The organism is Streptomyces sp. NPDC038213, from assembly GCF_055600495.1.
In genome coordinates this window covers 291,460-314,015 of record NZ_JBVJYM010000006.1, presented here as the reverse complement: position 1 = coordinate 314,015, position 22,556 = coordinate 291,460, and the positions used below count along the sequence as shown (strand labels likewise).

16 protein-coding genes and 1 tRNA gene are annotated in these 22,556 nt (G+C 74.3%); 15 read left to right on the top strand and 2 right to left on the bottom strand.

All coding sequences use genetic code 11. The features are described from left to right. From ACZ7JZ_RS12865 to ACZ7JZ_RS12830, 8 genes are all read left to right on the top strand, one after another. Nucleotides 1-861, top strand: a complete 861-nt coding sequence (locus ACZ7JZ_RS12865) for an ABC transporter ATP-binding protein (RefSeq protein ID WP_470937129.1) — start codon at nucleotides 1-3, stop codon at nucleotides 859-861. Beyond that, complete coding sequence (locus tag ACZ7JZ_RS12860) at nucleotides 858-2,030, top strand: ABC transporter permease (protein WP_470937127.1); 1,173 nt, start codon at nucleotides 858-860, stop codon at nucleotides 2,028-2,030. Before ACZ7JZ_RS12865 ends, ACZ7JZ_RS12860 begins: the two co-directional genes overlap by 4 nt. Nucleotides 2,031-2,099: 69 nt before the next feature. After that, complete coding sequence (locus ACZ7JZ_RS12855) at nucleotides 2,100-3,476, top strand: LLM class flavin-dependent oxidoreductase (protein ID WP_470937124.1); 1,377 nt, start codon at nucleotides 2,100-2,102, stop codon at nucleotides 3,474-3,476. A gap of 116 nt (nucleotides 3,477-3,592) precedes the next feature. Continuing rightward, nucleotides 3,593-4,660 carry an alpha/beta hydrolase gene (locus ACZ7JZ_RS12850; protein WP_470937121.1) on the top strand — a complete coding sequence of 356 codons (1,068 nt, stop codon included), beginning with the start codon at nucleotides 3,593-3,595 and terminating at the stop codon, nucleotides 4,658-4,660. Nucleotides 4,661-5,253: 593 nt separating this feature from the next. Next, nucleotides 5,254-6,999 (top strand): S8 family peptidase, encoded by a 1,746-nt coding sequence (locus ACZ7JZ_RS12845; RefSeq protein ID WP_470937457.1) that lies wholly within the window; start codon nucleotides 5,254-5,256, stop codon nucleotides 6,997-6,999. Nucleotides 7,000-7,261: 262 nt separating this feature from the next. Continuing rightward, on the top strand, nucleotides 7,262-10,012 hold the full coding sequence (locus ACZ7JZ_RS12840) for a helix-turn-helix transcriptional regulator (protein WP_470937118.1): 2,751 nt from the start codon (nucleotides 7,262-7,264) through the stop codon (nucleotides 10,010-10,012). Nucleotides 10,013-10,242: 230 nt separating this feature from the next. Continuing rightward, nucleotides 10,243-11,940, top strand: coding sequence for a glycoside hydrolase family 71 protein (locus tag ACZ7JZ_RS12835; protein ID WP_470937115.1), 1,698 nt, complete (start codon nucleotides 10,243-10,245; stop codon nucleotides 11,938-11,940). A 132-nt stretch (nucleotides 11,941-12,072) separates the two neighbouring features. Beyond that, on the top strand, nucleotides 12,073-13,233 hold the full coding sequence (locus tag ACZ7JZ_RS12830; RefSeq protein ID WP_470937113.1) for an aminotransferase class V-fold PLP-dependent enzyme: 1,161 nt from the start codon (nucleotides 12,073-12,075) through the stop codon (nucleotides 13,231-13,233). Between the two features lie 60 nt (nucleotides 13,234-13,293). Here ACZ7JZ_RS12830 and cobF read toward each other — a convergent pair whose 3' ends face one another. Continuing rightward, nucleotides 13,294-14,046 (bottom strand): precorrin-6A synthase (deacetylating), encoded by a 753-nt coding sequence (gene cobF, locus ACZ7JZ_RS12825; protein WP_470937111.1) that lies wholly within the window; start codon nucleotides 14,044-14,046, stop codon nucleotides 13,294-13,296. Between the two features lie 124 nt (nucleotides 14,047-14,170). Here cobF and ACZ7JZ_RS12820 point away from each other — a divergent pair, with 124 nt between their 5' ends. Continuing rightward, nucleotides 14,171-14,572, top strand: a complete 402-nt coding sequence (locus ACZ7JZ_RS12820) for a VOC family protein (RefSeq protein WP_470937109.1) — start codon at nucleotides 14,171-14,173, stop codon at nucleotides 14,570-14,572. A gap of 75 nt (nucleotides 14,573-14,647) precedes the next feature. Here the strand turns inward: ACZ7JZ_RS12820 and ACZ7JZ_RS12815 are convergent, their stop codons facing one another. Next, a complete protein-coding gene (locus tag ACZ7JZ_RS12815; protein WP_470937107.1) occupies nucleotides 14,648-15,169 on the bottom strand; it encodes a DUF309 domain-containing protein in 522 nt (173 codons plus the stop codon). Nucleotides 15,170-15,313: 144 nt separating this feature from the next. Between ACZ7JZ_RS12815 and ACZ7JZ_RS12810 the strand changes: the two genes are divergently transcribed. The 6 genes from ACZ7JZ_RS12810 to ACZ7JZ_RS12785 all read left to right on the top strand — a co-directional run bounded on the left by ACZ7JZ_RS12810 (nucleotide 15,314) and on the right by ACZ7JZ_RS12785 (nucleotide 22,554). Beyond that, nucleotides 15,314-15,387 (top strand) — tRNA-Pro (locus ACZ7JZ_RS12810). A gap of 257 nt (nucleotides 15,388-15,644) precedes the next feature. Beyond that, entirely contained in the window at nucleotides 15,645-16,943 is a 1,299-nt protein-coding gene (locus ACZ7JZ_RS12805) for a DUF5933 domain-containing protein (RefSeq protein ID WP_470937454.1), read from the top strand. A gap of 227 nt (nucleotides 16,944-17,170) precedes the next feature. Beyond that, complete coding sequence (locus ACZ7JZ_RS12800) at nucleotides 17,171-18,250, top strand: hypothetical protein (protein WP_470937105.1); 1,080 nt, start codon at nucleotides 17,171-17,173, stop codon at nucleotides 18,248-18,250. A gap of 77 nt (nucleotides 18,251-18,327) precedes the next feature. Continuing rightward, nucleotides 18,328-19,356, top strand: coding sequence for a bile acid:sodium symporter (locus tag ACZ7JZ_RS12795; protein ID WP_470937102.1), 1,029 nt, complete (start codon nucleotides 18,328-18,330; stop codon nucleotides 19,354-19,356). A gap of 306 nt (nucleotides 19,357-19,662) precedes the next feature. Beyond that, on the top strand, nucleotides 19,663-21,075 hold the full coding sequence (locus ACZ7JZ_RS12790) for a family 2B encapsulin nanocompartment shell protein (RefSeq protein ID WP_470937099.1): 1,413 nt from the start codon (nucleotides 19,663-19,665) through the stop codon (nucleotides 21,073-21,075). Between the two features lie 135 nt (nucleotides 21,076-21,210). After that, on the top strand, nucleotides 21,211-22,554 hold the full coding sequence (locus tag ACZ7JZ_RS12785; protein ID WP_470937096.1) for a family 2 encapsulin nanocompartment cargo protein terpene cyclase: 1,344 nt from the start codon (nucleotides 21,211-21,213) through the stop codon (nucleotides 22,552-22,554). The last annotated feature ends 2 nt before the right edge of the window (nucleotides 22,555-22,556 follow it).

Genomic DNA, 22,556 nt, shown 5'->3' with positions numbered 1-22,556 from the left:
ATGGCCGAGATCGTGTTCGAGAACGTGGGGAAGACCTTCCCCGTCAAGGCGGCCGGCGGCCGCAGCGGCCTCCGCAGGAACCGCCGCCCGGCCGAACATGGCGGCACCCCGCGCGAGTTCACCGCTCTGGAGGGCATCGACCTGAAGATCGCGGCGGGGGAGTTCCTGGTGGTCGTGGGCCCCAGCGGCTGCGGCAAGTCCACCCTGCTCGACCTGCTCGGCGGCCTCACCCGGCCCTCCACCGGCCGGATCCTCCTCGACGGCAGGCCCGTCACCGGTCCCGGGCTGGACCGCGGGATCGTCTTCCAGCAGTACGCGCTGCTGCCCTGGCGCACCGCCCTGGGGAACGTCGAGTTCGGGCTGGAGGCCACGGGCGTACCGCGCCGCGAGCGCACCGGACGGGCCCGCGAGTACCTCGACCTGGTCGGCCTGACCGGCTTCGAGGACCGGCACCCGCACGAGCTGTCGGGAGGGATGCGCCAGCGCGTGGCCATCGCCCGCTCCCTCGCGTACGACCCCGAAGTCCTGCTCATGGACGAGCCGTTCGCCGCACTGGACGCGCAGACCCGCGAATCGCTCCAGGACGAGCTGCGGCGGATCTGGGAGCGGACCGGGAAGACGGTGGTGTTCATCACGCACGGCATCGAGGAGGCCGTGTACCTCGGGCAGCGGGTGGCCGTGCTCACCTCGCGCCCCGGCCGGATCAAGGAGGTGGTGCCGGTGTCCTTCGGATCCCGCGACACCACCGGGGACCTGCGGTCGAGCACGGAGTTCGCGCGCTACCGGCGCGAGATATGGGGCCTCCTCCACGACGAGGTGGCCCGCGCCCAGCAGCTGGAGAAGGAGGAGGCAGCGGTATGAGCAGCACATCCGACACCGTTCTGGCGGACGCCCGGACCGACGGCGACGAGCGGGCCGGCCTGACGGAGCCGACCGACCTGACCGACCTGACCGGGAGCACGGAGCGCGACCCGGTCCGCTCCCCGGCCCCCGTACGACCGGATAGCCCCGTACGGGCGGAGAACCCCGTACGGACCGAGGACCCCGTGCGCACCGAGGATCCGGTGGCGATTCCGCCCCGGCCGGCCCCCGACTCCGTTCGGCTGGCCGACGGCCCGGCCGCAGCGGCCTACCCCGTCCGCACGCCGGAGGGCGCCCCGGCTCCGGAGGCGGACCCCGCGCCCGCCACCGGCCCGGCGGCGAACGGCCTTCGCACCGACGCCGCCCCCGCCCGGGACCGCAGGCCCTCGCCCGTGCGCCGGGCCAGCCGGCTCCTCGGGGCCGCCGGGCTGAAGTCCGCGGCCGTGCTCGCACTGCTGCTGCTCTGGGAGGCCGCCCCGCGGCTCGGGCTGGCCGACGCCACCTTCCTGCCGCCCTTCTCCGAGGTGCTGCGGGCCTGGTGGGCCCTGCTGGGCGACGGGCAGCTCGCCGAGCACACGCAGGCCAGCCTGGTCCGCTCCTTCGGCGGCTTCGCCATCGCCGTGGCCGTCGCCGTCCCGCTCGGCCTGCTCATCGGCTGGTACCGGCCGCTGGCCGACCTCCTCGGCCCGCTGCTGGAGGTCTTCCGCAACACCGCCGCCCTGGCCCTGCTGCCGGTGTTCGTGCTGCTCCTGGGCATCGGGGAGACGTCCAAGATCTCGATCGTGGTGTACGCCTGCCTCTGGCCCGTCCTCCTGAACACCATCAGCGCCGTCCGCAACACCGACCCCACGCTGCTGAAACTGGCCCGCTCGATGGACCTCTCCACGCCCAGCCTGTTCCGCAAGGTGATCCTCCCGGCGGCCGTACCGGTGGTGTTCACCGGGATCCGGCTGGCCGGGGCCGTCTCCATCCTCGTGCTCGTCGCCGCCGAGATGATCGGCGCCAAGGCCGGACTCGGCTACCTGATCAACGCCTCGCAGTTCAACTTCGCGATCCCGGAGATGTACGCGGGCATCATCACGATCTCCGCCATCGGCGTGGCCTTCAACCAGGTGCTGGTGGGCCTCGAACGCCGCCTGAGCAGCTGGCGCGTACCGGCCGGCGCCTGACCACCACCTCCACCCGGCCGCCCCGGCCCGCCCCGATACCCCCGCCCCCGCACACCCCGAGGACCCGCCATGACCGCAGCCGCCACCGCGACCCCCGACGCCGCCCCCGCCCGCGCCCCCCGCCGCACCCTGCACCTGAACGCCTTCCTGATGAACGCCGGCCACCACGACGCCGCCTGGCGCCACCCGGACACCCGCCCCGAGCGGGTCACGGACCTGCGCTACTTCCAGGAGCTGGCGAAGACCGCCGAACGCGGCAAGCTGGACTCCGTGTTCCTCGCCGACGGGCTCGCCCTCTGGGGCAAGGCCCGGTACAACGCCCTCGGCGGGTTCGAGCCCCTGACGCTGCTGTCCGCCCTCGCCGCGGTCACCGAGCACGTCGGACTGGTGGCCACCGTCTCCACCACCTTCAACGAGCCGTACCACACGGCCCGCAAGTTCGCCTCGCTCGACCACCTCAGCGGGGGCCGCGCGGGCTGGAACATCGTCACCTCCGGCACCGTCGACGAGGCCCGTAACTTCAACCGCGAGGAGCACCTCGCGCACGGGGTCCGCTACGAGCGGGCCCGCGAGTTCGTCGACGTGGCGCTCAAGCTGTGGGACAGCTGGGAGGACGACACGATCGTCCTCGACAAGGAGAACGGCATCTACGCCGACACCGACCGGCTGCACCCTGCCGCCCACCGCGGTACCCACTTCCAGGTGGCCGGACCCCTGAACGTGCCCCGTTCCCCGCAGGGCCGCCCGCTGCTCGTCCAGGCCGGATCCTCCGAGGACGGCAAGGAGTTCGCCGCCCAGTACGCGGAGGCCGTGTTCACGGCGCAGCAGACCCTCGCCGACGCGCAGACCTTCTACAAGGACCTCAAGTCCCGGCTGCCGCGCTACGGGCGCACGGAGGACGAGCTGCTCGTCCTGCCCGGCATCTGCCCCGTGATCGGCGCCACCGAAGCCGAAGCGCGTGACCTCGAAGCGCAGTTGACGGAGCTTCAGGTGCCGGAGTACGGGCTCGCCCAGCTGTCCGGGATGCTGGGCACCGACCTGACCGGCCTGCCCCTCGACGGCCCGCTGCCCGAACTGCCCGAGGAGCGGGACATCAACGGCAACAAGAGCCGGTTCACCCTGGTGGCCGAGCTCGCCCGGCGGGACGGGCTGACGGTCCGCCAGCTGATCGCCCGGCTCGGCGGCGGCCGCGGCCACCGGGTGTTCGCCGGAACCGCCGTGCAGATCGCCGACCAGCTGGAGGAGTGGTTCACCGAGGGCGCCGCGGACGGGTTCAACATCATGCCGCCGCTGCTGCCGAGCGGACTGGCGCACTTCGTGGACCAGGTGGTGCCGGAGCTCCAGCGCCGGGGCCTCTTCCGTACGGAGTACACGGGCCGCACCCTGCGCGAACACTACGGGCTGCCGCGCCCGGCCAACCGGTACACCGCGGCCCGGCAGGCCTGACCCGCCCGGCGGCATCCGCGGCGGCCCCCTCCAGCGCGCCGCCGCCGCGGGGCCGCCCGCGGATGCCAGGGTGCGGGGGAGACGCGGACGGCGGCACAGGCAGGGGAGCGGCGGCGGTGGAGCTGACGAGCACGGGGTTCTTCGCCCTCCTCATCGTCGCGACGGTCCTCGCCGTGCTCGCCACCCTCCTGCTGTGGGGCCGGCTGCGGGGCCCCGGCTGGGTCCGCTGGCCGGTGCGCCTGCTGATGATCCTGGTCTGCCAGGCCACCGCCATCGCCACCGTCGCCACCTGGATGAACAACAGCTACGGGCTCTACGCCTCCTGGGACGACCTGCTCGGCACCCCCGGGGACGGCTCCGCCGGGGCGATGACGGGCCCGCCGGTGGGCCGGGCGCGGTTCACCCCGAGCGGCGGCGGGGTGCTCACCACCTCCTTCCGCGGCACCCACTCCAAGCTGGCCGGGCAGGTGCTGGTGTGGACCCCGCCCCAGTACGACGCGCCCGGCGCGGAGCGCACCCGCTTCCCGGTCGTGATGCTGCTGCACGGCGTACCGGGCGCCCCGCAGGGCTGGCTCGACGCGGGCGGCATGCCGGAGGCCTTCGCCGGGTACGTCGCGCAGGGCGCGGTCCCGCCCGCCCTGCTGGTGATGCCGGTGGTCGACCCGGGCGGGGTGGACACGGACTGCAGCGACACCCCGCAGCGGAAGGTGGCCACCTGGCTCGCGAAGGACGTCCCCGACCTCGTCGGCCACCACTTCCGCACCCTCGACGGGCCGGCCTCCCGCGCCCTCATGGGCTTCTCCACGGGCGGGTTCTGCGCGGCCAAGCTGCCCCTCCAGTACCCGCAGGTCTTCGGGGCCGGGGTGGCGCTCGACCCCGATCCGCTGAGCGGGGACCCCGACGTGCTGGCCGATCCCGTGCTCAGGGAGCGCAACAGCCCGCTGTGGCTGGTCCGCAACGCGCGCCCGGCGCCCGAGGCCGCGCTGTTCCTGGCGACCTCGCGGCAGGACCGGCTGAGCCCGCCCTCGTACCTGGCGCAGTTCGCGGCGGCGGCCCGCGGCACCCGGGTGACCGTCGAGACCCTCGTCCTGCCGACGGGCGGCCACAACTTCGACACCTGGCAGCGCATGTACCCCGAGGTGCTGCCCTGGCTGGGCGGCCGGCTCCAGCCGCCGCAGGGCTGATCCGGGACCGGGCCGGCCCCGCCCCGGCCCTGGCCGGAAATCCGCGCTCAATGCGCGGATGTGTGCGAAAGGAGACAACGGCGTCCGATCACCGGACGCCGTTGTCCGCATTCCGGGCACTTCCCGTCCAACAGGAGTGCCCCGAAGCCCAGTTGGGGCACGGGAGATGCGTACCCCCGTCGGAGTCGCGAGGGGTCGGTGCAGGGGCCGGGCAAGGGTTTTCCCTGTATCGGGTTCATCTGCGCGTTGCCTACTGTCTGCGCACCGGCGATCTTTTCCAGCCGAACGGGACACCCGCCAACCCCACATGGCGGGATGCCCCGCCCGGCGCGGGTCCCGGTACCGCCGTTGCCCCCGCCCCGCCGATGCGGCAGGGGCAGCGCTGCGACCAGCGGTGACCGGGGACGGGCCCTGAGGAGGAGCCCGCCCCCGGTCCCCCCGGCCGCACCACACCTCCCACACCGCACCAACCGGCCGCTCCGGCCAGTTCCGGAAACGGCCGCGAAGGGAACATCGTGCACGCATCACGACGTAGGCTGATATCTGCGGTGGCCGTCTCCGCCACCCTGATCGGCGGCACGGCCACCACCTCCATGGCCCTGTCCCGCCCTGCCACTGCCCCTGCCGCCGCCCCCGGTGCGGCCTCCGCGGCGGTCACCCCGCTGCCCACCGCCCCCGTCGAGGGCCTGATCGTCGGCTACAAGTCCACCGCGACCGAGGCCCGCTCCAACACCGCCGCCGCCGCCGACGCCGAGGCCAAGGGCGCCAAGGCCGGCGAGGACGTCGCCTTCGAGCGCCGCCTCGGCACCGGTGCCGCCCTCGTCGACCTGGGCGGCGCCCAGTCCGCCGCGGACGTCGCCGACCTGGTCGCCACCTTCAAGGCCGACCCGGACGTCGCCTACGTCGAGCCCGACACCCGCGCCTACGCCATGGCCGCGACCCCGAACGACACCGAGTACGCCCGCCAGTGGGACCTCTTCGAGCCCACCGCCGGCATGAACGTCCCCGCAGCCTGGGACAAGACCACCGGCTCCGGCGTCACCGTCGCCGTGATCGACACCGGCTACGTCGCCCACTCCGACCTGGCCTCGAACGTGGTCGCCGGCTACGACTTCATCAGCTCCTCCTCCGCGGCCCGCGACGGCAACGGCCGCGACAACAACCCCGCCGACGCGGGTGACTGGAGCGCCGCCGGCGAGTGCGGCCTGAACTCCAAGGCCAGCGACTCCTCCTGGCACGGCACCCACGTGGCGGGCACCATCGCCGCCGCGACCAACAACTCCAAGGGCGTCGCGGGCATCGCCTACAGCGCCAAGATCCAGCCCATCCGCGTGCTCGGCAAGTGCGGCGGCGCCACCTCGGACATCGTCGACGCCATCACCTGGGCCTCCGGCGGCACCGTCTCCGGCGTCCCGGCCAACGCCACCCCGGCCAAGGTCATCAACATGAGCCTCGGCGGCTCGGGCGCCTGCAGCACCACGTACCAGAACGCGATCAACGCCGCCGTCGGCCGCGGCACCACCGTCGTCGTCGCGGCGGGCAACAGCAACGCCGACGCCGCGAACTTCTCGCCGGCCAGCTGCAACAACGTGATCAACGTCGCCTCCAGCAACCGCACCGGCGACCGCTCCTTCTACTCCAACTACGGCGCCGTCATCGACGTGGCCGCCCCCGGTGGCGAGACCCGCCGCGGCACCGACACCCCGGGCACCATCACCACGCCCGAGAACGGCATCTGGTCCACCCTGAACGCGGGCGCCACCACCCCCGGTGCCGAGAACTACGAGCCCTACCAGGGCACCAGCATGGCCGCCCCGCACGTCGCGGGCCTCGCCGCCCTGCTGGAGTCGGTCAAGCCCGAGCTGACCCCGGCCCAGATCGAGTCGGCCATCAAGACCAACACCCGCCCGCTCGCCGGCACCTGCACCGGCGGCTGCGGCACCGGTCTGGCCGACGCCGCCGCGACGGTCAACGCCGTGACCTCCGGCCCGGTCACCCCCACGTTCGAGAACACCACGAACGTGAACATCACGGACAACGGTGCCGCGGTCACCTCCTCGATCGCCGTCACCGGCCGCACCGGCAACGCCCCGGCCGCGCTCAAGGTCAACGTCGACATCAAGCACACCTACCGCGGTGACCTCGTCATCGACCTGGTCGGCCCGAACGGCACCGTCAAGCGCCTGCAGAACTCCTCGAACGACGCCGCCGACAACGTGATCACCACCTTCACCGTCGACGCCTCGGCCATCCCGGCCAACGGCACCTGGCAGCTGCGGGTGCAGGACGTCGCCGCCGCCGACACCGGCTACATCGACGCCTGGAGCCTCGGCTTCTGAGCCCGGACGGCACCCGGCCGCACCTTCCCGGCCAGACCGTGATCATTTTCCAGTCGTACCTCTGACCAGGTCTGATCCAGGATTAGTACGGACCAACAGCCCCAGCGGACCTGCCGATACCGCCCGGTATCGGCAGGTCCCTCGGCGTTTCCGGTCGCCCGACTGATTTCTGCGTCACAATCCGGACCCGCCCGGCGGCCGACCTCGTATCCTCAGCGCTCACAGGAACGGCACAGGGAACCGGAGAGGCTGGTGGCTGTGCGTGGCGGCGACGGGGAACGCTGACACGAGCGTCGGAAGAAGCGACCTCATCGAGGCCGTCGGGCATGCGCTGACCACGCACGGCCGCGCGATCCTCACCGGGCCGGCCGGAGCCGGCAAGACCGCCGTCGCCGCGGCGGTGGCAGCCGCTGCCGCCGCCCGCGGCGAACGGGTGCTCAGACTGGCCCCCGAGGCCGCGGACCGCTGGATACCGGAGGCCTCGGCGGCGGCCCTGATGGCCTCCGTGCCCGCCGAGGCCCTCGACCGCCTCGCCGGGCCCCAGCGGACCGCCATCGCCCTGCTGCGGCGCGAAACGGAAGCACCGAGGGCGGGCGGGCGCGACCACGTCGCCCTGCGCCTGGCGGTGGTCGCCGTCCTGCGCACCCTCGCCGCCGCCGACCCGGTCCTGATCGTCGTCGACAACGCCCAGTGGCTCGACCTGGAGACCACCGACCTGCTGCGCTTCGCCCTGCGCCTGACCCCGCCGCGGGTCCGGGTCCTCGCGGCCGAGTGCGTCCAGGGCGGCACCCCGGTCGCCGAGTCCCTCTGCGGACCCGCCACCCCCGCCCTGCGGGTCCCCCCGCTGGGCGCCGACGAGGTCGCCGAGCTGCTCGTACGCCACGGACTGCCGGCCCGCCTGGCCGGCCGCATCCACCAGGCCAGCGGCGGCAACCCCCGCCTCGCCCTCGCCCTCGGCCGCACCCTCGCCGAGACCCGCGAGGGGGTCCACCACGCCGACACCCTGCCCGTCGGCGGACAGGCCCGCGAGGTGGCCCGCAGGCTGCTCGCCGCAGCCCCCGCCGCCACCCACCCCACCCTGCTGCTCGCCGCCCTCGCCGCCCGCCCCACCACCGCCCTCCTGCGCCGGGCCGGCCGCCCCGAAGCGGAAGCGGAACTCGCCCTCGCAGAAGCCGCCGGGCTGGTCACCGTGGGGGAGGACGGCCGGGTCGAGTTCACCGCCGGCGCCCTGCCCACCGCCCTCGCCGCGGACGCCGGCTGGCCCGAGCGGGCCGCCGGGCACGCCGCCCTCGCCGCGGCCGCGGACGACCCCGTGGAGGCCGTCCGCCACCGCGCCCTGGCCGTCGACGCCCCGGACGCCGCCCTCGCCGACGAGGTCGCCCGCGCCGCGGCCGCCTGCCGCCGCCGCGGCAACCGCGCCCTCGCCGCCGAGCTGGGCCTCCTCGCCGCCGAGCGCACCCCCGTGGACCGGGCCGCCGACGAGCTCGCCCGGCTCGTCGGCGCCGCCGAGGACGCCGGCTGCGCGGGCCGCGCCGACCTGGCCCGCCGCGCCACCCGCGCCGTCCTGGCCCGCGACGCCGCGCCCGCCGACCGGGTCCGCGCCCGCCTCGCCGTCATCGACGCCGCCGGGCAGGCCCTCGCCGACCTCGACGAGACCTTCGCCCACGCCATGGCCGACGCCGCCGGCGACCCCTCCCTGCTGGCCGCCGTACAGCTGCGGGTGTCCTGGAAGCTCAACCTGAGCGACGGGGACCCCGTCCGCTCCTGCGCCGCCGCTGCGGAGGCCGGGGCGCTCGCGGCCGTCGGCGGGGACACCGTCGCCGAGGCCATGGCCCTGACCGTACGGGCCCGCATGGGCCGGATCCTCGGGGACCCGGGGGCGGAGGACATCCTCGCCGAGGCCCTCGCCCTGCCCGCCCCCGAGGTCCCCCTCGTCATGCGCAACGCCCCGCAGTACCTCGCCGTGCGCCACGCCCTCTTCGACGACCGCCTCACCGACGCCCGCACCCGGCTGCTCGCCCTGCTGCCCGCCGTGGAGCGCTCCGGCTCCGCAGAGGACGTCTTCGAGGTCCTGCGCAGCCTCACCGAGGTGGAGCTGCGCCGCGGCCGGTGCGCCGCCGGCGCCGGACACGCCCGCCGCGCCCTCGAACTGACCATCCAGGCGGGCCTGTCGCCCGGCCCCGCCTGGTACGTCGCCGCCATGGCCGAGGCCACCTGCGGCAGCTTCCCGCGCGCCGCCGCCTACGCCCGGCGCGGGATCCAGGCCTCCGAGGAGGAGCGCGACCAGGTCTTCCTCTCCCGCAGCCTGTACGCACTCGGACTCGTCGAACTCGCCCTGGGGGAGACCGCCAAGGCCGTCGCCACCCTGCGCCGCGTGGCCGACCTCGAAGCCGCCCAGCAGGTCGTCGACCCCTCCATCCTGCGCTGGCACGGCGAACTCGCCGAGGCCCTCGTGGCCGCCGACGCCCCCGACGAGGCCGCCCGGCTCATCGAGGACGTGCGGGCCGTGGCCGTGGAACTGGGCCGCACCCCCGTGGTCGCCGCCCTCGACCGGGCCCGCGGCCTGTGGCTGTCCGCCTGCGGGGACCCGGCCGCCGCCGTCGCCCTGCTGGAGGACACCGCCGGCCGCTTCGCCGCCCTCGAACTGCCCCTGGAGCGCGGCCGCACCCTCCTCGCCCTGTCCCGGGTCGAGCGCAGGCGCCGGCGCCGCGCCCCCGCCCGCGCCGCCCTGCAGTCCGCCTCCGACCTCTTCGCGCAGGCCGGCGCCCGGCCCTGGGAGGAGCTGGCCCGCGAGACCCCGGCCGGCCCCGGCGCCGCCCAGGGGGCCGGCACGGCCGCCCTCACCGAGGCCGAGGCCAAGCTCGCCCTCCTCGTCAGCCAGGGCGCCAGCAACCAGGAGGCCGCCGACAAGCTCTTCCTCAGCGTGAAGACCGTGGAGGCCAGACTGACCCGGATCTACCAGAAGCTCGACGTCCGCTCCCGCGCCCAACTGGCCACCGCACTAAGGCAGTAGACACCCCGGATACCTGCGCGCCCGCCGCCCGTAAACTGCTGATCACGCGCCCGTCCCGGCACCGCCGGGCCGGCGCGCGACCCCCGGGGCCGACGTAGTCCCCGTGGTCCGTGTGACGTACGTGCCGAAGCCCGGCCCGCAGGAGAACGGTTGTCCGGGCGGCGCGCATCCGCTCTACTGCTGCACATGCCGGCGACGCAGGCATATTCACAGCACCCCCGGGAGGAACGATGACCGCCGATCCGGTCAAACGACGGACCAGGCCCCGGCCGCACCGCCGCAGGGGTTCGCGCGCCAGACGGCCGCTGCCCGCCTTCCTGGTCTCGGCCCTCCTCCTCGCAGGACTGTGCACCGCCGTCGGAACGGTCTGGAACCCCTTCTCCGCGGGCGCCGAACGCGGCCTGGCCGCACCGGAGATAGGCGAGGCCTGGGCCACCCCGCAGCAGCCCCCGCCCCGCTCCGGCGGCCGGGCCACCCCCAAGCCCGTACCCGCCAGGCCCGCCCCGAGCACCCCCGCCCGGCCCGGCGCCACGCCCGACCCCGGCGGGCCGCCCCCGGAGGAGACCGCCCGCCCCGCCGGCACCCTGCCCTTCGACATGCCCGCCGCGGCCACCCTCCGCGCGAGCAAGCGCCTCGTCTTCGCGCACTACTTCACCCCGTACCCGCTCTCCCTGGACAACGCCCCCACGGCGCGCGACTACTACTCCCGCAACTACCTCAACCCCGCGGGGGAGAACGGCAAGCACCAGCGCTACGGCGGCCTCCTGCGCGACCGCCCGCTGCCCGTGGCCGCCCCCAGGGCGGGCAACTGGGAGCTCGCCAACCTCAAGCAGGAGGTCCGCACCGCCCGCGCCGCGGGACTCGACGGGTTCACGCTCGACCTGCTCTCCCTCTCGGGGAAGAACTGGGAGCGCTCGACCATGCTGCTGGCCGCGGCCCGCGCCGTGGACCCCGGCTTCAAGATCATGCTGATGCCGGACATGACCTCCCTGAACACCGATCCGGCCACCCTCGCCGACTCCCTTGCCAAGCTGGCCGCTTCACCGGCCGCCCACCGGCTCCCCGACGGCCGCCTGGTCGTCTCCCCCTTCAAGGCCGAGGCCAAGAAACCGGCCTGGTGGTCCCAGGTCATCGGCCAGCTGGCGCAGCGGCACGGCATCCGCACCGCCTTCGTGCCCCTCTTCCTCGACTTCGGCGCCCACCACGACGCCTTCACCCCGATCAGCTACGGGTTCTCCGAATGGGGCAGCCGCAGCTACGTCGGCCAGGAGAGCGTCACCAAGGACGTCCGCCGCGCCCACGCCCTCGGCAAGAAGTGGATGCAGCCCGTCTCCGTGCAGGACGCCCGCCCCAACCAGGGCATCTACGACGAGGCGGGCAACACCGCCACCCTGCGCGCCACCTGGAAGCGCGCCATCGCCGACGGCGCCGACTGGGTCCAGCTCACCACCTGGAACGACTACTCCGAGGGCAGCCAGTTCGCCCCCTCCCTGCACAACGGGTACGCCTACCTCGACCTGACCTCGTACTACCTCACCCGCTTCAAGACCGGCAGCTGGCCCAGGATCGTCCGGGACACCGTGTACCTCAGCGGCCGCGTCCAGTTCGCCGCCACCGCCCCCACCGGCGGCCAGTCCCTCGTCATGGCCCTGCGCCGCGGCTCCGCCGCCGCCCGCGACCGGGTCGAGGTGCTCAGCTTCCTGACCGCCCCCGCCACCGTCCGCACGGCCGTCGGCACGGCCCGGGCCACCCACGACGCCCCCGCCGGACTGCACGCCAGGCTCTACCCGCTGCGCGCGGGCACCAGCTCCGCCACCGTGGTCCGCGGCGCCCGCCAGACCGCGGCCGTCTCCCTGCGCTACCCGGCCTCGCACGCCGTCCGCGTGCAGGACCTCCAGTACTACGCGGCCACCAGCGGCCGGAAGTAGCCCGTACGCCGGGCAGTGACGGCGGGCCGGGTCCGGGGGCAGTCCCCGGACCCGGCCCGCCCTTCCCGCGGGGCCCGCGCCGGGGCATGATCGTCTGCGGCAGACCACGCCCCGCAACCGGCAGGAGACCCCGTGCCCGCAGCAACCCCCGGCCCCACGCCGCCCGCAGCCTTCCCCGGCGGGCCGGAACTGTTCCGGCTCGACCCCGGCGTCCGCCACCTCAACCACGGCTCCTTCGGCGCCGTCCCCATACCCGTCCGCGAGGTCCAGGACCGGCTGCGCGCAGGCCTGTACGCCGACCCCGACGAGTTCTTCCTGACCGCCCCCGACCGCATCGAGGAGGCCCGCGGCCGCGTCGCCGCCCACCTCGGCGCCGACCCCGCGGGCATCGCGTTCGTCTCCAACGCCACCGAGGGCGCCAACACCGTCCTCGGCTCCCTGGACCTCGCCCCCGGCGAAGAGATCCTCGTGACCGACCACGGCTACGGCACCGTCAGCTCCGCCGCCGCCCGCTACGCCCCCCTGCGGACCGTCGTCCTCGACCCGCAGCTGCCGGACGAGGACGCCGTCTGCGAGGCCGTGCTCGCCGGGGTCACCCCGCGCACCAGGGTCGCCGTACTCGACCACATCACCTCGCCCACCGCCCGCATCGTCGCCGGCCCCCGGCTGCTGGCCGCCCTCGCCGACCGCGGCGTCACCACCGTCGTCGACGGGGCGCACGCCCTCGGGATGCTCCCCGACCCGCTCGCCGGCGGCGCCGACTTCTGGTTCGGCAACCTCCACAAGTGGGGCTTCGCCCCCTCCGGCAGCGCCGTCCTCGCCGTCGCCCCGCAGCACCGCGCGAAGATCCGCCCCCTGGTCCCCTCCTGGGAGGACCACCACGGCTTCCCGCGCTCCGTGGAGAACCGCGCCACCGCCGACTACACCAACTGGCTCGCCGCCCCCGAGGGACTCGACTTCCTCGCCGGGCTCGGCGCCGACCGGGTGCGCGCCCACAACGAGTCCCTCGCCGCCTACGGCAGCGCCCTCCTCGCCGAGACCGCCGGACTGGTCCCGCTCCCGTACAGCGAGGGGGTCGCCATGCGCACCCTGCGGCTGCCCGCCGGGGTCGCCGAGGACCAGGACGCGGCCCGCGCCCTGCGCATCGAGGTCTTCGACCGGCTGCGGACCCGCATCAACAGCTTCGGGTGGCCGGGCGGCGGCGCCGTGCGGATCTGCGGGCAGGTCTACAACAGCCCCGGGGAGTACGAGCACCTCGCGACGGGCCTCGCCAAGATCCTCGCCGGCCGCTGACGCCGGCCGCTGCCGCCGGGGCTGCCGCACCCTCCGGACCCGGAGGGCGCGGCAGCCGCCTCAGCGCCGCCGCAGCAGGTACGTGTCCATGATCCAGCCCTTGCGCTCCCGCGCCTCGGTCCGGACCCGCTCGATCTCCTCCGAGACCTCCGAGAGCGGCCCCTGCACCAGGATCTCGTCGGGGGTGCCCACGTACGCGCCCCAGTAGATGTAGAGGTCCTGGTCGAGGTACCGGGTGAAGGCGTGCCGCGCGTCCAGCATCACCACCACGTCGTCCGCGTCCCCGGGCCAGCCCTCCGCGAGCCGCCGCCCGGTGGTGATCTGCACGGGCCGCCCCACCCGGTTCAGCGTGGTCCGGTGCCGGGCCAGCAGGGTCGACACGCTGCTGATGCCCGGGACGACCTCGTACGCGAAGGGCACCCGGCCGCGCGCGGTCACCTCCTCCAGGATCGCGAGCGTCGAGTCGTACAGGGAGGGGTCCCCCCACACCAGGAAGGCACCGGTGCCGTCCTCGGCGAGGTCCTCCGCGATGAACCGCTCGAAGATCTCGGCCCGCGCACTGCGCCAGCCGTCCACGGTCGGCGCGTACGCGGCGGGGGTGCGGTCCCGGTCCGGGTCCCGGCCCTCGACCAGCCGGTGCCCCGGCCGCCCGTGCTCCGCCAGCATGTCCCGCCGCAGACCGGTCAGACCGGCCTTCTCCTCGCCCTTCTCCAGGATGAGGAAGGCGTCCGTGGCCCGGATCGCCCTGATCGCCTGGAGGGTCAGGTGCTCGGGGTCGCCCGCACCGATGCCGATGACATAGAACTTTCTCACCCGGCCGAGTCTGCCCCATCCCGCCCGGCCCCCCGCCGCCAGGTCCCGGACCGCCGGGCCGCCCCGTCCGGATCCCGGCGGGCCCGCCGCCGCACCCCGGACCGGGTACCGCCACAATGGGCCCATGCCCTCGCATATCGCCCTGACCGCCCTCGTCGTCACCGACTACGACGAGGCCATCGACTTCTACACCCGCGCCCTCGGGTTCGACCTCGCCGAGGACGCCCCGCGCCCCGACGGCTCCCGCTGGGTGGTCGTCCGGCCCCCGGGCGCCGCGGAGACGGGCCTGCTGCTCGCCCGCGCCAAGGACGAAGCCCAGCGCGCCCGGATCGGCGACCAGACCGGCGGCCGCGTCGGCTTCTTCCTCTACACCCGCGACTTCGCCACGGACCACACCCGCATGACCCGCGCCGGCGTCCGCTTCCTGGAGGAGCCCCGCCACGAGCCGTACGGCACCGTCGCCGTCTTCGAGGACCTCTACGGAAACCGCTGGGACCTGCTGGAGCCCGCCGAAACCCCGGCCTGACCCCAGGGGAGACGGCCCGGCCCCGGACCGGACGGCCCGGCCCCGGAAGGGGCGGCCCAACTCCGAGGGGACGGCCTAACTCCGGAAGGCACGCCCCAGATCAGGAGCCTCGGCCGCTGCGTCCACCGGATCCGCAGCGGCCGGGACCCGCCCCGCCAGCTCCCGCGCCCACCCGGCCAGCAGGACGGGGTCCGTACCGTGCGCCGGGCCGCCCGCGTACGCCTCCAGCCCCGCGGCCCCGCGCAGCAGCAGCCGCGCCCCGCCCACCGCATTGCCCCGCGCCGCGTGCGTGAGCCCCACGGCCAGCTGCGCCAGCCCCCGCCACAGCGGGGCCTCCGCCGCCGGCCGGGACTTCCAGGCGTCCTCGAACACCTCGTGCGCATGGAAGGGCATCCCCGCGTCCAGCAGCCGCTGCGCCTCGCGCAGCGTCGCGCGCGGACTGCGCACCACCCCCTCGGGCTGCCGGGCCACCCCCGGCTGCCCGTACGGCAGCGGCCGCCCCAGCCCGTCCCGCGGCCGCGCGCTGCGCGCCCGCCCGTCCCCGTCCCGGTCCCGCCCGGCGGCCGGCCCCCGGCCCGTCCCCGTGATCTCGTCCACGCCCCCATCATCCACCCCGCACCGCCGCCCCCGCGGGACCCGTTCCGGGACGGGAACGATCACCGGTGCCCGGGCACCCCGCTCCGTGGGGTAATGTTCTTCCTGCACCGCCGGTCCGGGGGAAACCCCAGGTCAGTGAGGCATCGGGACGTGGCGCAGCTTGGTAGCGCACTTGACTGGGGGTCAAGGGGTCGCAGGTTCAAATCCTGTCGTCCCGACTTGTGAGAGTCGTGGTCCGAGGGGTCGTTTCAGAAGCATCTGAAACGGCCCCTCGGTCGTTTTCCGGACAGGGCCCCGGCAGACGCGGGCCCCTCCCGGGCCGCCCCCGATATCATGTCCGGGTTCATTGTGATCATCTTCGAATCAACCATCGGCTGAAGCATTGATATCCAAGGCACCGCGCGACGCTCCGCGAATAGACGGCGAGAGCGGCGAGCGCGACGACAAGAGCACGGCCGCGGCGAAGCGGACCAGGGTGGTCCTCTGGACCGCGGTGGCCGTGGTGGCCCTCGGGTTCTTCGTGGCGCTGGAGATCGCCGCGCGGCGGTACGGGCAGCCCGGCCCGCTCACCGTGCAGGCCCGCGAAGTGGTCTTCGCACCCCAGTCCGGCACGGTGCTCTACGCGAGCATGGCCCTGATGATGGTGGTGCTCACCTGGCGCGAGCGGTTCATCGCCCTCGGCGCTGCCGTCGGCATCGACCTGGTCTTCTGGCTGGTCCGCTGGGCCGTCGGCGCCGAGATGATGTTCGGCAACGGCGCGCTGCTGGTCACCCTCGGCGTCGCCGTCGTGGCCCTGACCCGCCGCACCGGCCGCGAACGGATGCTGCTGCTCAAGGGGGTGGGGCTGGCCCTGCTGCTGGTGGCCGGCCGCAAGACCGGCTACACCTGGCTGCTGATCACCTCCAAGACCCGCCCCCAGGTGCTCGACCCGTACGTGGCCGCCGCCGACAACGCCCTCGGCAACCCCTCCTGGGTCGTCGGCCGGATCGTCGAGGCCACCGGAACCGTAGGCTTCCACCTCCTCGAGTGGGTCTACATCCAGCTCGCGGTGGCCGCGGTCGCCGTCGCCCTCTACCAGCTGCGCCACGTGGCCGCCGAGCGCGCCTTCCCGGTCCACCACCTGGTGCGCACGTTCCTCGTGATCGGCCTGGTCGGCCCGGCGGTCTACATGGTCTACCCGGTCGTGGGCCCGATCTTCGCCTACGGGGCCGACGGCGGGCAGTGGGCGGTGGCCGACCTCTGGCCGCACACCGTGCCCTCGATCCCGTCCCCGCAGCCGATCCCCTTCGACGAGTTCACCCCGCGCAACTGCATGCCCAGCCTGCACACCGCCTGGGCGACCGCGATCCTCATCCACGCCGTGAAGGGCCCCCGGGCCCTCAAGTTCCTCGGCGTGTTCTGGATGGTCACCACCCTCGGCGCCACGCTCGGCTTCGGCTACCACTACGGCATCGACATCGTCACCGGCGTGGTCTTCACCCTCACCATCGAGGTGGCCCTGCGCACCCTCGACCGGGCCGGGGACCGGGACGGCATCCGGCTGGTCGCCTGGGGCGCCGCCGTCTTCCTCGCCGTCCTCGCGGCCACCCGCTACCTGTCCACCGAGATGGCCTCCCACCCGTGGGTCTTCGGCCCGCTGGTGCTGCTGGCGACCGCCTCCGTGGTCTACGGGTACGTACGCCTCACCCGCCGCTGGGACCGCACCCCCGCCGACGCCGGACCGGCGCCGCGGCTGCCCGGCCAGCGCAGCGAGAAGGAGCCCGAACTGGTGTGACCGGCGGGGCGCACGGTGGCGAAGGGCCGTGTCCGGAGTCTTCCGGACACGGCCCTTTCGCGTACCTGCTCCCGCGGACGGACCGTTCCGACCGATCCGCCCCCCGGACCCGGCCGCGCCCGGTAGCGTGACCGACTGTCCCGCCCTGCTCCGCCCCCCACACGGTCCCGTAGTCCGCCTGCTGCGGATCCACGCCGCCCAGCCGCGCCCCGACCGAAGGGAACTCCATGAGCACGCAGGCCCCGCCCACCCCGTACCCCCACCTCCTGCGCTGGTTCGGCGGGGAGGCCCCCGACACCGCGAAGATCACCACCGAGCTGCGCGCCATGGCGGCGTGCGACCACTTCCAGCGGTTCCTGCTGGACCTGGAGGACGAGCGCAACGGCCTCGACGAGGTCCTGCACGAGGCCTTCCCGCAGCTCGACCCCGCCAAGCCGGACTTCACCGCGGCCCAGCAGCCCCTGCCGTCCCTCGCCTCGCCCTCGCTGGCCGCCGGGGCGCAGGCCTGCCTCAACTCCCTCGCCCTCGGCGAGCCGCGGGACCGCTTCAACCCGCAGCACCTGTGGAACGGCGACGGGGTCCTGCGGTACAAGGGCGGTTCGGTCTTCGGAACCGTCGAAGGCGTCCGCGAGCGGCTGCGCGTCGGCCCCGGCGGGCTGCTGTACGTCTCCCACGCCCAGCACCCCGTCAAGCGCTGGCTCCAGCAGGGCGGCAAGGACACCACGCTCCAGGGCATCCACACCCTCGTGGCCGACCCCCAGAACGGCGGGTACACGGCCTTCGCCGCCCAGGGCGTCGCGACCTGGCAGTTCTCGTACGGAGGGGACCTGAGCACCCCGACCGGACTCGTCACCGCCCTCGCGAAGAGCAGCGCCTTCCCGTCCGTCGTGTGGGGGGCGTCGTACTGCACGGCGGGCTGGGTCCAGTCGCTGACGGCGACCCTCCTCACCCCGGGCACCGTGGCCGTCCCCGGCGGAGCCACTGCCAGCCTCGGCCAGAACGTCCACGCCGTCCACACGGCGGGCAGCGCCTGGCTCAAGGGCGGCGTGGGCGACTGCAAGCCGAAACAGCTCCCGGCGAGCTGGCGGGCCGACACGGTCGCCACCCTGGGCCCCCGGGCCGGGGTCCACCCGCACTTCCTGCACATCGCGCAGTTCTGCCAGATCCTCAGGGCCGCGGGCTTCCACCCGGGGCGGAAGGACGATCTGGAGCAGCGGATCACCTACCTCCTCACCCACCACGGCAACCGCCGCCAGGACCTCGCCGCGCTGCCGAACATCACCACCTACTACGGGCACCTCTTCTGATCCCGGCCGCGTAGGGTCGGTGCGGAGTACGGCGGTCCGCACCGGGCCGCGAGACGGCACCGCACGGAGCGACACCAGTGGCAGAGCACCAGGACCCGGACCGGCACCAGGACTTTGCCCCGGGCGCCGTGCCCTGGCTGGAGCGCCACCAGGTCGCCGTCTACCTGGGGGCCATCGCCGCGGGCGCGGCGGCCGGGGCGGGCCTCCCGGCCGCCGGGCCCGTCCTGGAGCACGCGGTCAACCCCGTGCTCGCGGCCCTGCTGTACGTCACCTTCCTCCAGGTCCCGGCCGGGGAGCTGCTGCACGCGCTGCGGGCCGGCCGGTTCCTCGGGGCCGTCCTCGCCGTGAACTTCGCCGTGGTGCCGGCCGTGGTCGCCGCCCTGCTGCCGCTGCTCCCGGACGGGCCCCTGCCCCAGGACCAGGCCGTGCGCACCGGCGCCCTCCTGGTGCTCCTCGCCCCCTGCGTGGACTACGTGATCGTCTTCACCGGGCTGGCGGGCGGCAGCAGCCGGCGGCTGCTGGCCGCGACCCCGGTGCTGCTGATCGGGCAGATGCTGCTCCTGCCCCCGCTGCTGTGGCTGTTCACGGGCCCGGAGGCGGGCGGGGTGGTGGCCGCCGGGCCGTTCCTGGAGGCCTTCGCCCTGCTGATCGCCCTCCCGCTCGCCCTGGCCTGGCTCACCCAGGGCTGGGCCGCCCGCCGCCCGGCCGGCCGCCGGGCCGCCGCCACGGCCACCTCGGCCATGGTCCCGCTGATGGCCGCCACGCTGTTCACCGTGGTCGCCTCCCAGGCCCCGCGGCTCGGCGGCCACCTCGCCGAGGTGGCCCGCGTGGTCCCCGTCTACGTGCTCTTCGCCGCCGCCATGGCCGGCGCGGGGCCCGCCCTCGCCCGCGCCTTCCGGCTGGACGCCCCCGACGGCCGCGCCGTGCTCTTCACCGGCGCCACCCGCAACTCCCTGGTCGTCCTCCCGCTCGCCCTCGCCCTGCCCGGTGCCCTCGCCGCCCCCGCGGCCGTGGCGGTGGTCACGCAGACCCTGGTCGAGGTGGTCGCCATGGTCGTCCTCGTACGGCTCGTGCCCCGGCTGCTGCCGGCCTCCGCACCCCGCTGACCTGCGCGCGGACCGGTCCGCGCACTCCCGGGCGCCCCGGCCTGCCGAGGGCGCTATCCGGCCTTGTCCGGAACCTGACGAAAACCGAAACAAACCCTCCGGGACCCAAGATCACCGCATCGAGGTAATGCCCTCTGTTCTCCGGGAGTTGGCGGTGAAGCCGCCGTTACTGTTCCTCAGGATCTGGAGGGAATGCGAGGCATCGCCTCCTTCTTCCCGCACAGCCGACTACCAGCAAGTTCCTTGTAGTTAACCGGTGTTGCCCGGGTTCGCCCGACCCTGCCCCCATGAAGGAGAGCTCATCCGATGACCGTAGACACCAGCCCCGAGGCTCAGCTGGAGACCCTCCGGCAGACCAGCCTCGGGACCGCGGCCGCCCGGAACCTCGCCACCACGACCAAGTCCGCCCCCCAGATGCAGGAGATCACCTCCCGGTGGCTGCTGCGGATGCTCCCCTGGGTGGAGACCAAGGGTGGCGCCTACCGGGTGAACCGCCGGCTGAGCTACACCGTCGGCGACGGGCGCATCGAGTTCGTCCAGGAGGGCGCCGAGGTCCGGGTCATCCCCCAGGAGCTCGGCGAACTGGCCCTGCTGCGCGGCTTCGACGACGACGAGGTGCTCAGCGCCCTCGCCGCCCGCTGCGTGCAGCGCGACTTCCGGCAGGGCGAGGTGCTGGTGCAGCGCGGGGCCCCCGCGGACCAGGTCCACCTGATCGCCCACGGCCGCATCGGCCAGACCTCCGAGGGCAAGTACGGGGACGAGGTGGCCGTCGCCGTCCTCGCCGACGGCGACCAGTACGGCGAGAACGCCCTGCTCGACACCGACGCCGTCTGGGACTACACGGCCACCGCCGAGACCTCCGGCACCCTGCTGAGCCTGTCCCGCGCCGACTTCGAGGCCATCCGGGCCACGGCCCCCCAACTGGACGCCCACATCGAGCGGTTCAGCTCACTGCCGCTCCAGCGGCAGAACAAGCACGGCGAGGCCGAGATCGCCATGTCCTCCGGGCACGTGGGCGAGGCCGAACTCCCCGGCGCCTTCGTGGACTACGAGCTCAACCCGCGCGAGTACGAGCTGTCCATCGCGCAGACCGTGCTGCGCGTGCACACCCGGGTCGCCGACCTCTACAACGGCCCGCACAACCAGACCGAGGAGCAGCTGCGGCTGACCATCGAGGCCCTGCGCGAGCGCCAGGAGCACGAGCTGGTCAACAACCGCGAGTTCGGCCTGCTGCACAACGCCGACTTCAAGCAGCGGATCCAGACCCACTCCGGCCCGCCCACCCCCGACGACCTGGACGAGCTGCTCTGCCGCCGCCGCGGCACGAAGTTCTTCTTCGCCCACCCCAAGGCCATCGCGGCGATCGGACGGGAGTTCAACGCCCGCGGCCTCTACCCGAACCACGTGGACGTGGGCGGCCAGCAGGTCCCGGCCTGGCGCGGGGTCCCGATCCTGCCGTGCAACAAGATCCCGATCTCCAAGGAGAACACCAGCTCCATCCTCGCCATGCGCGTGGGCGAGGACAACCAGGGCGTCATCGGCCTGCGCCAGACGGGCATCCCGGAGGAGTACGAGCCCGGCCTGTCGGTGCGGTTCATGGGCATCAGCGAGCAGGCGATCATGTCGTACCTCGTGACGACGTACTACTCCGCCGCCATCCTCGTGCCCGACGCGCTCGGGGTGCTGGAGAACGTCCAGATCGCCCGCCGCCGCGACTGACGGACCCGCCCGCAGGCCGTGCGCCCGGGGCCCGGAGCTCCCGGGTCGGCCGAGCCGGCCCGGAGCCCGGCGTCCCGGGCACCCCCGGTGACCCCGGGGGTCCGGGCCGGCCCACCACCCTTCTAGGAGCTACGGATGCCCGATCCTGGGCTCTCCCCCCGTCCATCGAGCCTGCCCTCGTCCGCGATGCTGTTCGGCACCCGGATCCCGGCCCCGGCCGGGTCGCCGTCCCCGGCGCCGGATCCGGATCCGTCACCGGATCCGGCCGCCGGGGACCCGGCCGCGGAGGCGGCGGCGCCCGCCGCGGACCCCGGGGCACCCCCCGTCGGGGCGCCCGCCGCGGCTCCGCGGGCCCTCGCCGGGAACCCCGCGCTGGAGCGGATCCTGCGCGGCCCCAGCGGCCTGGGAACCGCGAGCCTGCACTTCGGACCGTGCGAAGTGCCGCCCCCACCAGCGGAGTTCAGCACCGCAGACCCGCCCGGGGCCCCGCCCGTCGCGGAGTGCCGACCGATCCCCGGCCTCTACTTCCACCCGGTGGCGGAACCCGACCCGGTCCGGGTCGAGGAGGTCAGCCGCCGCATCAAGCGCTGGGCCGTGGACGAGGTGCAGGCGTACCCGCCGGAGTGGGAGGACCAGTTCGACGGGTTCTCCGTCAGCCGGTACATGGTCGCCTGCCACCCGGACGCGCCCACGATCGAGCACCTGATGGCCGCGACCCGGCTGATGGTGGCCGAGAACGTGGTCGACGACTGCTACTGCGAGGACCACGGCGGCAGCCCCGTCGGACTCGGCGGCCGGCTGCTGCTCGCCCACACCGCCCTCGACCCGGTCCACACCACGAAGGAGTACGCCCCCGCCTGGGCGGCATCGCTGCTCTCGGACGCCCCCCGGCGCGCGTACCGCTCGGCCATGGAGTACTTCCTCCAACTGGCCACGCCCGCACAGGCCGACCGCTACCGGCACGATATGGCCCGGCTCCACCTGGGCTACCTCGCCGAGGCGGCGTGGGCGCAGACGGAGTACGTGCCGGAGGTCCACGAGTACCTGGCCATGCGGCAGTTCAACAACTTCCGGCCCTGCCCCACCATCACCGACACGGTGGGCGGCTACGAACTGCCGGCGGACCTCCAGGCCCTGCCCGCCATGCAGCGGATCATCGCCCTCGCCGGCAACGCCACCACCCTCGCCAACGACCTCTACTCGTACACCAAGGAACTCGACAGCCCCGGCCTGCACCTCAACCTGCCGGTGGTGATCGCCCGACGGGAGGGCCTGTCCGACAAGGACGCCTACCTGAAGGCGGTCGTGGTCCACAACGACCTCATGCACGAGTTCGAGGCGGCCTCCGCCGAACTGGCCGCCTCCTGCCCCGACCCGCGGGTCCTGCGCTTCCTCCGGGGCGTGGCCGTCTGGGTCGACGGCAACCACTACTGGCACAGCAGCAACACGTACCGATACAGCCTGCCCGACTTCTGGTAGAG

Bases quoted from the DNA above. Each gene is read 5' to 3' on its own strand.
- ACZ7JZ_RS12820 (WP_470937109.1), top strand. From the start codon at position 14,171: ATGCCCTCGCATATCGCCCTGACCGCCCTCGTCGTCACCGACTACGAC.
- ACZ7JZ_RS12845 (WP_470937457.1), top strand. From the start codon at position 5,254: ATGGCCCTGTCCCGCCCTGCCACTGCCCCTGCCGCCGCCCCCGGTGCG.
- ACZ7JZ_RS12800 (WP_470937105.1), top strand. From the start codon at position 17,171: ATGAGCACGCAGGCCCCGCCCACCCCGTACCCCCACCTCCTGCGCTGG.
- ACZ7JZ_RS12835 (WP_470937115.1), top strand. From the start codon at position 10,243: ATGACCGCCGATCCGGTCAAACGACGGACCAGGCCCCGGCCGCACCGC.
- ACZ7JZ_RS12860 (WP_470937127.1), top strand. From the start codon at position 858: ATGAGCAGCACATCCGACACCGTTCTGGCGGACGCCCGGACCGACGGC.
- ACZ7JZ_RS12855 (WP_470937124.1), top strand. From the start codon at position 2,100: ATGACCGCAGCCGCCACCGCGACCCCCGACGCCGCCCCCGCCCGCGCC.
- ACZ7JZ_RS12785 (WP_470937096.1), top strand. From the start codon at position 21,211: ATGCCCGATCCTGGGCTCTCCCCCCGTCCATCGAGCCTGCCCTCGTCC.
- ACZ7JZ_RS12790 (WP_470937099.1), top strand. From the start codon at position 19,663: ATGACCGTAGACACCAGCCCCGAGGCTCAGCTGGAGACCCTCCGGCAG.
- ACZ7JZ_RS12865 (WP_470937129.1), top strand. From the start codon at position 1: ATGGCCGAGATCGTGTTCGAGAACGTGGGGAAGACCTTCCCCGTCAAG.